This is a genomic window from Streptomyces sp. L500 (assembly GCF_054551825.1).
Genome location: NZ_JBTOLC010000023.1, coordinates 1 through 13,829, shown reverse-complemented (window position 1 = coordinate 13,829; position 13,829 = coordinate 1). Strand labels below are relative to the sequence as shown.

Annotated in this window: 12 protein-coding genes and 1 pseudogene; 4 read left to right on the top strand and 9 right to left on the bottom strand. The window is 73.4% G+C overall.

Features of this window, described 5'->3' with window-relative positions; translation table 11 throughout:
* Positions 1–97 precede the first annotated feature (97 nt).
* Positions 98–466, top strand: coding sequence for an STAS domain-containing protein (locus tag ACX9I7_RS20875; protein WP_387566172.1), 369 nt, complete (start codon positions 98–100; stop codon positions 464–466).
* A 225-nt stretch (positions 467–691) separates the two neighbouring features.
* Complete coding sequence (locus ACX9I7_RS20870) at positions 692–3,361, top strand: ATP-binding protein (RefSeq protein ID WP_459388162.1); 2,670 nt, start codon at positions 692–694, stop codon at positions 3,359–3,361.
* A 79-nt stretch (positions 3,362–3,440) separates the two neighbouring features.
* On the opposite strand, the gene nucS is transcribed toward ACX9I7_RS20870, so the two are convergent.
* Positions 3,441–4,103, bottom strand: a complete 663-nt coding sequence (nucS, locus tag ACX9I7_RS20865; RefSeq protein ID WP_358627105.1) for an endonuclease NucS — start codon at positions 4,101–4,103, stop codon at positions 3,441–3,443.
* 209 nt (positions 4,104–4,312) lie between these two features.
* Here nucS and ACX9I7_RS20860 point away from each other — a divergent pair, with 209 nt between their 5' ends.
* On the top strand, positions 4,313–4,705 hold the full coding sequence (locus ACX9I7_RS20860; protein WP_387566166.1) for an SCO5389 family protein: 393 nt from the start codon (positions 4,313–4,315) through the stop codon (positions 4,703–4,705).
* Between the two features lie 83 nt (positions 4,706–4,788).
* Here the strand turns inward: ACX9I7_RS20860 and ACX9I7_RS20855 are convergent, their stop codons facing one another.
* The gene (locus ACX9I7_RS20855) at positions 4,789–5,826 is read right to left on the bottom strand and encodes an LLM class flavin-dependent oxidoreductase (RefSeq protein ID WP_387566163.1); all 1,038 of its coding nucleotides are present in this window, start codon (positions 5,824–5,826) and stop codon (positions 4,789–4,791) included.
* Positions 5,827–6,029: 203 nt separating this feature from the next.
* Here ACX9I7_RS20855 and ACX9I7_RS20850 point away from each other — a divergent pair, with 203 nt between their 5' ends.
* Positions 6,030–6,362: an ATP/GTP-binding protein gene (locus ACX9I7_RS20850; protein WP_189451392.1), complete on the top strand. Its 333-nt coding sequence runs from the start codon at positions 6,030–6,032 to the stop codon at positions 6,360–6,362.
* Positions 6,363–6,365: 3 nt separating this feature from the next.
* On the opposite strand, the gene ACX9I7_RS20845 is transcribed toward ACX9I7_RS20850, so the two are convergent.
* The 7 genes and pseudogenes from ACX9I7_RS20845 to ACX9I7_RS20815 all read right to left on the bottom strand — a co-directional run.
* Entirely contained in the window at positions 6,366–7,319 is a 954-nt protein-coding gene (locus tag ACX9I7_RS20845; protein ID WP_459388161.1) for an ABC transporter permease, read from the bottom strand.
* Positions 7,316–8,461, bottom strand: a complete 1,146-nt coding sequence (locus ACX9I7_RS20840) for an ABC transporter ATP-binding protein (RefSeq protein WP_387566154.1) — start codon at positions 8,459–8,461, stop codon at positions 7,316–7,318. The genes ACX9I7_RS20845 and ACX9I7_RS20840 overlap by 4 nt, the downstream gene beginning before the upstream one ends.
* Positions 8,462–8,593: 132 nt before the next feature.
* A complete protein-coding gene (locus ACX9I7_RS20835; RefSeq protein WP_459388160.1) occupies positions 8,594–9,469 on the bottom strand; it encodes a hypothetical protein in 876 nt (291 codons plus the stop codon).
* A 193-nt stretch (positions 9,470–9,662) separates the two neighbouring features.
* Positions 9,663–10,433, bottom strand: a complete 771-nt coding sequence (locus ACX9I7_RS20830) for an ABC transporter permease (protein WP_358627124.1) — start codon at positions 10,431–10,433, stop codon at positions 9,663–9,665.
* 3 nt (positions 10,434–10,436) lie between these two features.
* A complete protein-coding gene (locus tag ACX9I7_RS20825) occupies positions 10,437–11,426 on the bottom strand; it encodes an ABC transporter ATP-binding protein (RefSeq protein WP_387566149.1) in 990 nt (329 codons plus the stop codon).
* A gap of 167 nt (positions 11,427–11,593) precedes the next feature.
* Positions 11,594–12,532, bottom strand: a complete 939-nt coding sequence (locus ACX9I7_RS20820; protein ID WP_189451387.1) for a coiled-coil domain-containing protein — start codon at positions 12,530–12,532, stop codon at positions 11,594–11,596.
* A 124-nt stretch (positions 12,533–12,656) separates the two neighbouring features.
* Positions 12,657–13,829, bottom strand: a pseudogene (locus tag ACX9I7_RS20815) (hypothetical protein); the annotation flags it as partial.

Genomic DNA, 13,829 nt, shown 5'->3' with positions numbered 1-13,829 from the left:
ATCGGTTCGCTTACAGACGGCAACTTTGTCGTGTGAGAGGCAGTCAGTTCTTTAGAACCAGGACCCACCCACACCACGCACCACTCGGGGAGCGCATATGCACATCAGGGGCGACCACGCCGAACTGGTCGTCGGGGGACGCCTCGACGTCCGCAGCGCGGCGGACGCCCGTACGGTCCTGCACTCCGCCCTCGACGCCGGGCGCGGCGACCTGGTCCTGGACCTCACCGAGCTCGACTCCTGGGACGCGACCGGGCTCGGCGTCATCATGGGCGCCCACCGCCGGGCCGGGCGCACCGGCCGGCGGCTGGTCCTGCGCGGCGTGCCCGACCGGATGCAGCGCGTCCTGGTCGCCACCCGGCTCCACCGCATCCTCGCCATCGAGGAGGAAGCGGCCGCCCCGGCCGGCGCCGCCCACGCGGCGGCCCGGCCGGTGACCCGTCAGCACCCGCAGCGCGGCGGGTGACAGGGGCGCCGGGCGAGCCGGACGAGCCCTCCGGGGCGTGAGTACCCCGATCCTCACGAGACTGTGACGTCCCACGACGACGCGGCACCATCCGCGTCGTAGATACTGTGGCGAGGTCTGTTCGGTTTCCCGCCGGCTTCGGCGGGCACCGGGCCGAAGGTCGAAGGAGTGCGGACAGGCCGGAGAGCACGACGGCACGCCACGCATCTTGGGGGCTTCAGAACCATGGACCCGACGAACCGGGGATCCGAGGCATTCCACGACGACGAGCAGTCCTCCACGGGCGGCCCGCGGAAGCGCCGCACGCCCCGAGAACCCGAACGGGCGGACACCACGCCCGGCGGCCAGGGCCCGGTACGCGTCGTCCAGCTCGTCTCCGGTGACTATCTCCTGACCGTCAATCCGGTCGACGGCAGCGAGATAGAGCCCTGCCCGCCCGGCTCCCTCCCCGCCCGCCCCGAGCGGCACGGCCCCGAGCAGCGCGCCGAACTGCGCCGCGCCGCCGCGCCCCCGCCGCCCGCCCGCCGGGCCGGACCCCAGCTGCCCCTGCTCCACCGCGAGGAGGAGCGGGAGAGGCTGGGCCGGCTGCTGTCGCGCGGCCGGTCCGTGCGGCTCACCGGCCCCGCCGGCTCCGGGCGCAGCGTCCTGCTCGACGCCGTCGCCGAGGACTGCGCGGACCTCGCGCCCGACGGCGTCGTCCGGCTCAGCGGCTACCGCCGCACCGCCGGCGATCTGCTCCACGAGCTGTTCGCCGCCGTCCACCACGCCCCGCTGCACCGGCCCGACCGGGCCGGGCTGATGGCCGCCGTGCAGGGCATCGGCGCCGTCGTCATCCTGGACGACCTGGAGTTCGGCGGCGTCGCGCTCGACGAACTCCTCGACGCCACGCCCGAGTGCGCCTTCCTGTTCTCCGCGACGCCCGACGTCCCCGCCCCCTCGGCCGACTCGCACGTCGAGGAGGTCTTCCTCGGCGGCCTCGGCCGCACCGGCTGCCTGGAGCTGCTGGAGCGCGCCGTGGACCGGGCGCTGACGGACGAGGAGGCCGACTGGGCCGCCGACCTGTGGTTCGAGTCCGAGGGGCTGCCCCTGCGGTTCGTCCAGGCCGGTGCGCTGCTGCGGCTGGGCGTGACGGCCGGTACGGCCGGCTCCGAGGCGTTCGACGCCTTCGGCGAGCGGCCCGCCGCCGGGGACGGGACGGCCGGGGAGGACGAGGGCAGAAGAACCGTCCCGCTGCCCACCCTCGCCCAGGCCGCGGCCCCCGCCACGCTGCTGGCCGCCGCGCTCGGCGAGGCCGCGCGGGAGACCCTGCGCTTCGCGGTCGCCCTCGGCGGCGAGGTGCCCCACCAGGCGCACCTGCCCGCCCTCGTGGGGGACACCCACGCCGACGCGGCCGTCGGCGAGCTCCTGGCCTGCGGCCTCATCACGCCCGTCGCCGCGCACTACCGGCTGGCGACCGGCGTCGCCGACCAGCTGATCGCCGGATACGGCGAGGAGTGGGCCCGGCAGTCGGCCGCCACGGCCCACACGGCCGCCCAGCACTACGCCTGGTGGGCCGGGCACCCGTCCGTCTCCCCCGAGCGGATCGCCGTCGAGGCCGACGCGATCCTCGCCGCCCTGGCCGCGCTGACCGGCGACGAGGACTCCGGGCACCGGGCCGCCGCCGTGCTGCTGGCCCGTACGGCGGCGCCCGCGTTCGCGGCGGCGCTGCGCTGGGGCGCCTGGGAGCGCTGCCTGCGCCACGGCCAGGAGGCGGCGCGGATCGCGGGCGAGGTCGGCGAAGAAGCGTATTTCCACCACGAGTTGGGCGTACTGGCCCTGTGCACCGGCAATCTCGACCGGGCCCGGGCCGGGCTGGAGGCGTCCATCGGGCTGCGCGGCGTCCTCGCGGACAAGCGCGGCACGGTCGCAGGCCGCCGGGCGCTCGCGCTCGTCGCCGACCGCTCCGGGCTGGCCCTGGGCGCCCGCGCGCTGCCCGGGAGCACCCCGCCGCGCGCCGTGGGCGCGGTCCCGCCGCTGCCGCCGCCGCGCACCGGCGTGGGCGGTCGCACGTCCGCCGGTGAGGAGGTCCCGGACGCGCGCAGCGAGCAGTCGGCCGCGCCGCCCGCCAAGACCAAGGTCACCGACGACACCACGGCGATCATCAACAGGCTCCCGGGCGGTGCCACCGCCGCCGCTGCCGCTGCCGCCCCCGCCCCCGGGGCGCCGGGGCGGCAGGCCGCGCCGGCCACCCCGCGCCCGGCGGGCGCGGGCAAGGGCTCGTGGGCGCAGAGGCTGATGTCCGGCGGCAACCGCCGCAACCTCCTCGCGGCTGGCGCGGGCGCCCTGCTCGCCGCCGTCCTCGGCACCGTCGTCACCCTCGGGGCCGCCTCCGGCGGCGACGCCCCGCGCTCCGGCCCGGTCAAGCCCGGCCAGTCGGCCTCCCAGCAGGACGGCGACGGCGGGCTGAGCGCCGACGAGCCGGCGGCCGGGGAGCCGGGGGCGCCGCAGGTGCCCGCCCGGCGTGGCGGACACGGGGACAAAAAGGGCAACTGGGGCGACGAGTCGGCCTCGCCCGGCCCGTCCGGCTCCGCCACACCGTCCTCGGGCTCGGAGACCGGCGCCTCGCCCGGCACGCCGTCGAAGTCCCCGGGCGGCAACACCTCGCCCACCCCGTCGAAGTCCCCGGGCGGCGGCGATCAGACGAAGACGCCGCCGGTCGATCCGACGCCGTCGAAGTCGCAGGGCGGCGGTGACCAGACGAAGACGCCGTCGGCCGACCCGTCCCCGTCGAAGTCGCAGGGCGGTGGCGACCAGACCAAGACACCGCCCGCCGGCGGCAGCAACTCGGCGAGCGGCCCCGCCCCGGGCGGCAAGCCGACCACGGGCAAACCGGCGGACGGGACGCCGGTGGCATAACGGAACGGCGGACGGCCGGGGTCTTCACCCCGGCCGTCCGCCGTCCCGCACGCAGGCTCGTAAGCGTGATCAGCTGTGATCAGAACAGCCGCAGCTTGTCGTCCTCGATGCCGCGCAGCGCGTCGTAGTCCAGCACGACGCAGCCGATGCCGCGGTCCGTGGCCAGCACCCGTGCCTGGGGCTTGATCTCCTGGGCGGCGAACACGCCGCGCACGGGCGCCAGGTGCGGGTCGCGGTTGAGCAGCTCCAGATAGCGGGTGAGCTGCTCCACACCGTCGATCTCGCCGCGCCGCTTGAGCTCGACGGCCACCGTCTTGCCGTCGGCGTCCCGGCAGAGGATGTCCACGGGACCGATCGCCGTCGGGTACTCGCGGCGGATCAGCGTGTAGCCCTCGCCGAGCGTCTCGATACGATCCGCCAGCAGCTCCTGGAGGTGTGCCTCGACACCGTCCTTGATCAGGCCCGGGTCGACGCCCAGCTCGTGCGAGGAGTCGTGGAGGATCTCCTCCATGGTGATGATGAGCTTCTCGCCCGCCTTGTTGATCACCGTCCACACATTGTCGTCGCCCTCCTTCAGCGTGCACGGCGGCGACATCCAGTTCAGGGGCTTGTAGGCCCGGTCGTCCGCGTGGATGCTGACGCTCCCGTCCGCCTTGACCAGGATCAGACGGGGGGCGGAGGGCAGATGGGCGGTGAGCCGGCCCGCGTAGTCCACGGAGCAACGGGCGATGACGAGACGCATGGTGAGCCACGCTACTCGACTCCCGCCACTTCACGCGATTCGCCCTGGAAGGGGCCCTACGGCTTCGGCCAGTTGTCGGTGTTCTCCTGGTGGGGCCGCAGTGGCCGGATTACCGTTGAACCGGGCGGTCGCCGTACGGGCACGGGGCGTCGTCGTCCGCTCGCCCATCCCTGAGATCCCCCGCGCGGGGGGTCGCGAGAGGAGAACCCATGTCGCTCGACGTCTCACCGGCCCTCCTGGAGCAGGCCGAGCGAGGCGAGGTCGACGAAGCAGCGTTCGTCGACTGCGTCCGGACCTCCCTGCCCTACGCATGGGACATGATCAGCTCCCTGGTGGACCGGCTCTCGGCCGAAGGCGGCGAGTTCGCCGACAACCGTACGCCCCCGCCGGACGAGCAGGCGCGCGGCCAGCTGCTGCGCGCGTTGGCGAGTGACGCGATCCGCGGTGCGCTGCAGCGCCACTTCGGGGTGCGCCTGGCGTTCCAGAACTGCCACCGGGTGGCTGTCTTCCCGGTGGGCCCCGCGGCGGACGAGCGCCTGGCCCGCTTCACCTCGATCAGGGGCCAGCTGCTGAACCAGTCTCCGGAGCTCCGCGACTGCTGACGCGTTCCGTGCTGCCGCTCCGGGCGCGGGGAGGTGCGAACGAAGGGGAGCGGCAGCTCCGGCGGGGCGGCCCCGCGAGCGGCTCAGCCGAGCAGGGGCAGCACGTCCGAGCCCAGCCTGCGGAGGTTCTCCTCGGTGCCGGCGAGATCCCCGGAGCCCTCGGCCAGCAGCGCGAAGCGGTGGATGCCCGTGCGCTCGGCCGTGGCCGACAGCCGGTCGGCGCACAGCCGGGGCGGGCCCACCGGATGCAGTGCGCAGAGCAGTTCCGTGTACGCCAGCGGGTCCCGCATCCGGCGCTGCCGCCCGTCCACCGTCACATGCGCGGAGAGCCCGTGGTGGAACCAGCCCGGCATCGCCTTCAGCAGCGTCTCCGCCGCCTCCTCCCGCCGGTCCCCGACCTGGACGACGCCCGCCGCCACATGAGCGGCCGCCGCGATCTCCTCGGGTGAACGCCCCGCTTCCCGCGCGCACTTGCGCCACAGGGTCACCATCTCCGCCTTCTCCTCGTCCGTGCTGTGCATCCCGAGCAGCATCGGCAGCCCGTGCCCGGCCGCCAGCCGGACGCTCGCGGGCGAGGTGCAGGCGACGATCACCCCAGGGCCGGTGGAGTCCCCGTCCGTGTCCAGGAGTTCGTCGGGGCGCGGTACGACCGGGACCTCACGGAAGGAGAACCGCTCCCCGGTCGAGCCGACCCGGGGCTCCCGCAGCCACCGCATCAGCAATTCGAGCGATTCCGGGAACCCCTCTTCGTACGCCCCCAGGCCTGAGTTGAACACCTCCAGGTCGACCCACGGGCCGCCCCGGCCGACGCCCAGCACGAACCGGCCGCCCGAGGTGAGGTGGAGCAGCGCCGCCTGCTCGCCCAGTGCCACGGGGTGGGTGGTGGGCAGCACGCTCACGGCCGTGCCGACCTTGATCGAGCGGGTGCGGCCGAGCAGCAGGGCGGCCAGGGTGACCGCCGACGGGCACACCCCGTACGGCACGAAGTGGTGTTCCGCCAGCCAGACCGCGTCCAGCCCCGCCTCCTCGGCGACCTCGGCCGAGCGGACCGCCCGGTACAGCGCCTCGCCGTGCCCCTGGCCCGGGAACTGGGCGGCGAGGACAAACGTTCCTACGCGCATCGCTCTTGTACCTCCTAGCGACCGACGCGGTATCCCCCTGGTGGCAATAACGGCTGACACGTGCCGAAGGTACGGCTGCGCGTGAAGTTTTCATGATGATCGGAGCACAAGCGCCATAGAGCCGGGGGCACTCCGGGGCGGGCCGGTGACCATGGCGCGTACGCTGGTCACGACCCGTAGCCCACGACCTGCCGAGGTGCCCTGTGTCCCCGCGCCGAAACCGCCCGCGAGGCGGCGCCGCCAGCCAGAGCCCGATCCCGCGCGACGAGAGCGGCATGCGGTACGGGCTGGAGAGCACGGAGAACTGGCAGGGCGAGGAGTGGGCGGTCCGCGCCGTCGGCGGCGGCGCGGCCGCCAAGCACTACCGTTGCCCGGGCTGCGACCAGGAGATCCCGCCCGGCGTGCCGCATTTGGTCGCCTGGCCGCGCTTCGGCGCCGGCGTCGACGACCGGCGGCACTGGCACAAGGCGTGCTGGAACGCGAGAGACCGCCGGAGCGCTCGGCTCCAGCGGTCTCGTAACGCGCCGCGGTACTGAGGGCTACGCGTCCCGCCTGGCCAGCGAGAGGTAGGCGCCGCCGAGGGCGGCCCCGGTCACCAGCGTCATGATCCACAGCGGGTCCCAGCCGCTCGGTCCCTCGCCGGCGGCCGAGACGTCGTAGAAGACGCCCAGCTGGTTGGGGATCGAGTAGAGCAGCAGCCACGACCGCAGCTCGGTCAGGTCCGACACCCCCAGGAACATCGCCAGCACCAGCGGCATCATCACCACGGCGAGCATCACGGCGATCGCCCCGGCGGAGTGGCGCAGCATCGCGCCGACGGCGAGCGCGAGCACACCGACCAGCGACATGAACACGCTCACCCCGACCGTGGCCTTCAGCCACTGCCCGGCGGTCGGCACGGCGCCGAGACGGCCGGCGATCCCCTCGGTGGCCACGGCCACCAGCGTCGTCGCGACCGTGGTGGTCACGAACGTGAGCAGGAAGAACACGATCGCCTTGGCCGTGAGCACCCGCGCCCGGTCCGGGCAGGCGGTCAGCGTGGTGCGGATCAGGCCCGTGCCGTACTCGGACGACATGGTGAGCACGCCGAGCGTGATGACGCAGATGAGGGAGAGCATCGTGCCGTAGATGCCGAGGATGAGGACGGGCATCCGCTCGGTCTGCGTGGCCCCCGTGGAGTCCGTCGCGCTGACGACGAAGGCGGCGAGCAGCCCTATCCCCACGACGAGCAGCACCATCGACCCGAGCGTCCACACCGTCGACCGGATCGACCGGATCTTCGTCCACTCGGCGGCGACGGCGTCGGCGAGGGTGGCCTTCCGGATCGGGATCGGCGACACGTAGCCCCCGAGGGGCGCCTGGCCGGGCCAGGGCGTCTGCTCCTGCGGGGTGCGCTGGGGGACGGGCAGGCCCTGGGTGGGTGCGGGCTGGTTCGGCGGCTGCGTCCGGGAATGCGCGGGCGCGGGCGTGGGCTGGGACTGGGGGGTGCTCATCGGGCGTCCTCGCTGTCGCGCTTGATCAGGTCGGCGGGGGCCGGTTCGGGCTGCCCGGTGCCGGGAGTCGCTGGTGCGCTCGCCGCGGGCGGCGTCGCGTACCGGTTCGGGCGTTCGCCCGGGAGGACCGGGTAGGCCTGTTCCGCCCAGCCCTCGTGGAGCCGCTGCGCGGGCGGCCCCGGCTGCGCCTGTGGCTGCGGCGCCTGGAAGCCCGAGCGCTGGTCCGCCGTCGAGCGGTAGTCGACCGCGCCCTGCGTCATCCGCATGTATGCCTCCTCCAGGGACGCCTGGTGCGGGGAGAGCTCCCAGAGGCGGACGTCCGCGCCGTGCGCGACGTCGCTGACGCGGGGGAGCGGCAGACCGGTCACGCGCAGGGCGCCGTCCGGCTCCGGCAGGACCTGCGCCCCCGCCGCGACCAGCGCGTCCTTCAGCCGGTCGTGGGCCTCCCGGTCGTCGTCGGGCGTGCGGACGCGCGCGAAGTCGGCGGAGTTCGCGGCGATGAAGTCCTTGACGCTCATGTCCGCCATGAGCTGCCCGCGCCCGATGACGATCAGGTGGTCGGCCGTCAGCGCCATCTCGCTCATCAGGTGCGAGGAGACGAAGACCGTGCGGCCCTCCGCCGCCAGCCGCTTCATGAGGTTGCGGACCCAGAGGATGCCCTCCGGGTCGAGGCCGTTCACGGGCTCGTCGAAGAGCAGCACCTGCGGGTCGCCGAGCAGCGCGGCGGCGATGCCCAGGCGCTGCCCCATGCCGAGGGAGAAGCCGCCGGACCGCTTCCGTGCCACGTCCTGGAGGCCGACGACGCCGAGGACCTCGTCCACGCGGCGGGCCGGGATGCCCGCGAGCTGGGCGAGGGACAGCAGGTGGTGGCGGGCGCTGCGGCCGCCGTGCACGGCCTTCGCGTCGAGGAGGGCGCCGACCTGTCGCGGGGCGTTCGGCAGCTCGTGGAAGGGGTGCCCGGCGATCGTGACGTGCCCGGCGGTCGGCCGGTCCAGGCCGAGGATCATGCGCATCGTCGTCGACTTGCCGGAGCCGTTGGGTCCGAGGAACCCGGTGACGGCGCCCGGCCGCACCTGGAACGTCAGGTTGTGCACGGCCGTCTTGGCGCCGTAGCGCTTTGTCAGGCCGACTGCCTCGATCATTCTTCGCCCCTCGGCGCTTCGACGTGCTTCGGTTCGTGCGTGCTTCGGTTCGTTCGACTTTGTACAAGCGCAAAGCCCTCGTAAAGGTTAGGAGGATAGACGAGACGTTGACGGTTCCCGGTGTGCCGGGCGTTACAGCGGGCGCAGGTCGCCGTAGATGAGGGCGCCCGGTGTCGCGGGGTCGTACGCCGGGAGGCCCACCGTCCGCTCCACCCAGCCCTCCTCGGCGAGGATCCGGGTGCCCTCCTTCCCGCGTTCCGGGTCCGCCGCCGCGCGCTCGACCCAGTCGCGGGGGCCGGGCCCCAGCAGCGCGCGGAGCCGGGCCGAGCCGGCGAGCAGTGTGGCGAGCAGCGTGCCCTGGTCGCCGCCGCCGGGCCGGGGTGGCCCGCCGCCGGGCGGGCCGGTGAGGACGCCCCATTTGCTGACGTACAGATAAGCGCCCCGCAGCCGTTCCCCGGACGGCAGGGTCACGGGGAAGCGGTCGCCGGGCAGCAGGACCCGCCGGTAGTTGAACTCCGTGGCGTCGACGACCGCCAGCTGGTGGCCGTCCAGCCAGCCGGCGACCAGCGTGGTCCGGGCCCCGGGGGCGGCGTAGGGCGCGGCGGCCACATAGCCGTGCCGCCCGATGTGCCCCGAGCAGCCGACGGCGACGCCGCCCACCCGCACCGGCACCAGCGGCACCACGGCGGACAGGCCGCCGACGGCGAACTTGTGGGCCAGCTGGGCGGGGGAGGCGTTGGAGCCGACGGCCAGCACCGGGTGGCGGCGGTCGGCGGGCTCCCGGCCGAGGGCGGCCAGGAGACGGTCGAGCGACGGCTCCTCCGGCCCGTCCGGCCCGTCCGCCCCGGACGGGCGCCAGGCGCCCAGCGGCACGGGTCCGGGCGTGAGCGGCAGCAGCTCCGGCCCGGTGAGCAGGGCGGGCCCGGTGGCCGGACGGCCCGGGTAGGTCAGCGGGCGCAGCGAGGGGACGACGTCCAGCCCGAGGGCCCGCAGGGTCCACCGCGTCATAGGCCGATGTCCTCCGTGTTCCCGTGCGTCCGCCGGCCCGTCCTCGGTGGGCGGCCTCGCGGTTGCCTTTCCCGGCCGTCGCCGAGGGACGTCCGGCGGTGGGGAGAGGCTCCCCCGTCCCGTGCGCCCCCGAAACCGGCGGAATCCGCGCCCGGCTCGCCGCCGTAGCCCCACGTGCCCGTCCGGCGGAGGACTACGCGTCGCGCCGGCTCAGCACCGCGTAGCCGCCGATCAGTGCCGCGACCACCCACAGCACCATGATCGCGAAGCCGCCCCAGGGCCCGTACGGCGTGTCGCTGCCCACCGTGACCACCTGCATCACCTTCTGCCCGGCCTGGTCCGGCAGGTACTGCCCGACCTTCTTCGTCGCCGAGACATTGCCGAGGATCGCGGAGATCAGGAAGAAGAACGGCATGAGGATGCCCAGCGAGAGCATCGGGCTGCGCAGCATCGTCGCGACGCCCATCGAGAAGACGGCGATCAGCGTCATATAGAGGCCGCCGCCGATCACCGCGCGCGGTACTCCGGGATCGGCCAGCGTGGCGCCGTAGTCGCCGAGCATCGCCTGGCCGACGAAGAACGCCACAAAGCTCGTGATCATGCCGACCACGAATGCGAGCAGCGCCGCGACGGCGATCTTGCTGAAGAGAAACGTGGCGCGCTGGGGAACGGCGGCGAGCGAGGTACGGATCATTCCCGTGCTGTATTCATTCGCCACCACGAGCACCCCGAAAACGATCAATGCGAGCTGACCGAGGCCCATCCCGGCGAAGCTGATGAACGTCGGATCGAAAGCGATCTTGTCTCTGGGCGACAGATTGCCGAAGTCCTTCTTGGTGAGCGCGCTGATCAACGCGCCGAGGGCGACCGTCACCACGATCGCGAGGCCGAGCGTCCACACCGTGGACCGGACGGACCTGATCTTCGTCCATTCCGACCGGAGGGCCTGCGTCACCACCGCCACGATTCAGGATCCCTTCTTCCGCCAGTCGGCTCCCCAGCCCCCACCGGGCCCCGCCGCGGATTCCGCCGGGGATTCCGGCGGGCGGTGGTTCTCATGGGCGTGGTACTCCACCGAACCGGCCGTCAGCCGCATGAACGCCTCCTCCAGCGAGGCCGAGCGCGGGCTCAGCTCGTGGAGGGTGATCCGGTGCCGCGCCGCCAGCTCGCCCAGGTGCGCCGCGTCCTCGCCCTCGACCTCCAGCGCGCCCTCCTCGCCGGGCGTGACGTCGATCCCGGCGCCGCGCAGGATCTCCCGCAGCCGCTCCTGCTCGGGGGAGCGCATCCGGACGTAGGAGCGGGAGTTCTCCTTGATGAAGTCGGTCATGCTCGTGTCGGCGAGCAGCTTGCCCTGGCCGATGACGACCAGGTGATCGGCGGTCAGCGCCATCTCGCTCATCAGGTGGGAGGAGACGAAGACCGTACGGCCCTGGGTGGCGAGGCTCTTCATCAGATTGCGGATCCAGTGGATGCCCTCGGGGTCCAGCCCGTTGACCGGCTCGTCGAACATCAGGATCCGCGGATCGCCCAGCAGCGCCGCCGCGATGCCCAGCCGCTGGCCCATGCCCAGCGAGAACCCCTTGGTCCGCTTCCTGGCCACCGAGGTGAGGCCGACCGTGTCCAGGACCTCCCGCACCCGCGCCTTGGGGATGCCGTTGCTCTGCGCCAGGCACAGCAGATGGTTGTAGGCGCTGCGACCGCCGTGCATCGCCTTGGCGTCCAGCAGGGCGCCCACGACCCGCAGCGGGTCGCGCAGTTCCCGGTAGTGCCGGCCGTCGATGCGGACCGTCCCGCTCGACGGATTGTCCAGGTCGAGCATCATCCGCATGGTCGTCGACTTGCCCGCCCCGTTGGGCCCCAGAAAGCCCGTGACGATGCCGGGCCGGACCGTGAACGTGAGGTGGTCGACGGCACGGACGTCGCCGTAGTGCTTGGTCAGCCCCTCGAGCTCGATCATTCAGCCACGGTAAGGGCGCCCGGCGGGCCCCGCCACCGGTGGCGCCGCACAGGACGACGCGCCCCGTGCCACCGGCGGGCGGCACAGGGCGCGCTGAGCACAGGGTCCCCCGACAGCGTGCGTCATACGGCGTGCGTGGAGCGGCGAAGCGATGGAGCGGTACGTGATCAGCGGCTCTGCTGCGCCGGCACGCCCCGGCTGATCGGCTCGTCGTCGCCGGGGACGCCGGCCGCGGCCACCGCCGCGCCCGTCAGCGTGGCCAGCATCTCGCGGACGTTGGTCAGCTGGGCGTTGATGCTGTCGCGGCGGTTGGTGAGCGCCGCCAGCTCCCGCTCGGACTCGCTGCGGATACGGTCCGCCTTGGCGTTGGCGTCGGCCACGATGTCCTCGGCCTGGCGCTGGGCCGTCTCCACCGTCTGGCGCGCCCGGCGCTCCGCGTCCGTGCGCAGCTTCTCCGCCTCCAGGCGCAGCTGCTCGGCGCGGTGCTCGATCTCCGCCAGCCGCTTCTCCGCCTTGGCCTGGCGGGAGGCGAGGTCGCGCTCGGACTGCTCACGGCGCTTGGCGAGGTTGGTCTCGAAGTCGGCGGCGGCCTGGGCGGCCTTGGCGCGGGTCTCCTCGAAGAGCGCGTCGGCCTCCTCCCGCTTGGACTGCGCGTCCTTCTGCGCCTCGGCGCGCAGCGAGGCGGCGTCGCCCTTCGCCTTCTCGACGATCCGGGCGCCCTCGTCCTCCGCCTTCGCCTTGCGGTCCGCGGCGAACGACTCGGCGTCGTTGCGCACCTGCTGGGCGGCCGACTCGGCCAGCTCGCGGTGCTGCTCGGCGGCGCGCCGGGCCTCCTCACGCAGATCCTTGGCCTCTTCCTCGGCCAGCCGGAGGATCTTCTCGACGCGCGCGCCGAGCCCCGCGTACGACGGCTCCGCGTCATTGATCTGTGCCTGAGCGTTCTGCGTCTCGAGGTGGAGCTCCTCGATGCGCTTTTCCAGAGAGGTGATCCGGGCCAGTGCGCTGTCACGGTCCGCTACGAGCTTCGTAATGCGGTCGTCCACCTGGCCGCGGTCGTATCCACGCCGCACCAACTCGAAGCCGAAGGGGGAGGAAGTGTCGCTCATGGGGTTCCTGTCATTGGAGAACCGGTGAGGTGATAGAGGAATCCTAGGGGCGTGAGCGGCGTGTCATCCGGCAGATGGTTTAAGACAGTTGGGGAATCCGGAAAATGACCCCTCGATTGAGTGGCTACTTTCGGTCCTGCTTGCCACCCGATCGAGTAGCTCCGGCACCGGCCGTCGCCTTCACCCCACCGTCCTTGGAGCCGCCCGCCCCCGGGGACTCAAATGATTCCAACGCCTCCAACACGTCCTGGACACGGGAAATCTCCTGCTGAATGTCCTCGCGTCGGCGGACGAGCACCTCCAACTCCCGCTTTCCTTCCTCCAGAAGCCGCGCGGCCTCCTCCTGAGCCTCGGTGCGCAGGCGCTCGGCGTCGCGTACGGCGGCGGTCTTCTTCTGCTCCGCCTCCTTGATCAGCGCGTCCGCCTTCTTCACGGCGGTGATCCGCACCTTGCTGGCCTCGCTCTGGGCGTCCGACAGCAGCTTCTCCGCCTTCTCCTCGGCGTTCGCCAGCTGCTCGGTCGCGGCCGCGACGAGCTTGTCGCAGCGCTCGCCCGCCGACTGCATCGCCTCGGCGGCCTCCCGGCGCGCCCGCTCGTGGAGCTTCTCGACCTCGCTCTCGATCCGGCCGCGCAGCTCGTCGGCACGGTCCCTTATGGCCGTGGCGTCGCCACGGGCCTCGGCGAGCATCGTGTTGGCGTCCGTACGGGCCTGCTCCACCAGCGTGTTGCCCTCGGCGGTGGCCTCCTGGACGATCCGGTCGGCCTCCTTGCGGGCCGCGCCGACCATGGCGTCGGCCTGCTCCTCGGCCGCGGTGGCCGCCAGCACGGCCTCCTCCTGGGCCTTGGCGACCAGCGCGTCCGCCTGCTCGGCGGCGTCCGCGAGCCGCTTGGCGCCCGCGTCCCGCGCCTGGTCCACCGTCCGCTCGCCCTCGGCCCGCGCCTCGGCGCGCAGCCGCTCGGCCTCCTGGACCGCGTCCGCCTTGATCCGCGCGGAGTCCGCACGGGTGCTGTTGGCGTTCTCCTGGGCGGCCGCCAGCGCCTCGGCGGCCTCGGCGGCCATCCGCTCGGCCTCCGCCGTGGCCTCGGCGATCAGCGCGTCGGCCTGCTCGGCCGCCTCCGCGCGGCGGGTGTTGGCGTCCTGGCGGGCCTCGTCGGTGGTCCGGGTCGCCTCGGCACGGGCGTTCTCCAGCGCCGCGTCGGCGTCGGCGCGCAGCCGGTCGGCCTCCGCGTTCGCCTCGGAGACGACGCGGTCGGCCTGCTCGACGGCCTCGGCGATGTGGGCGTCGGCGGCCTTGTC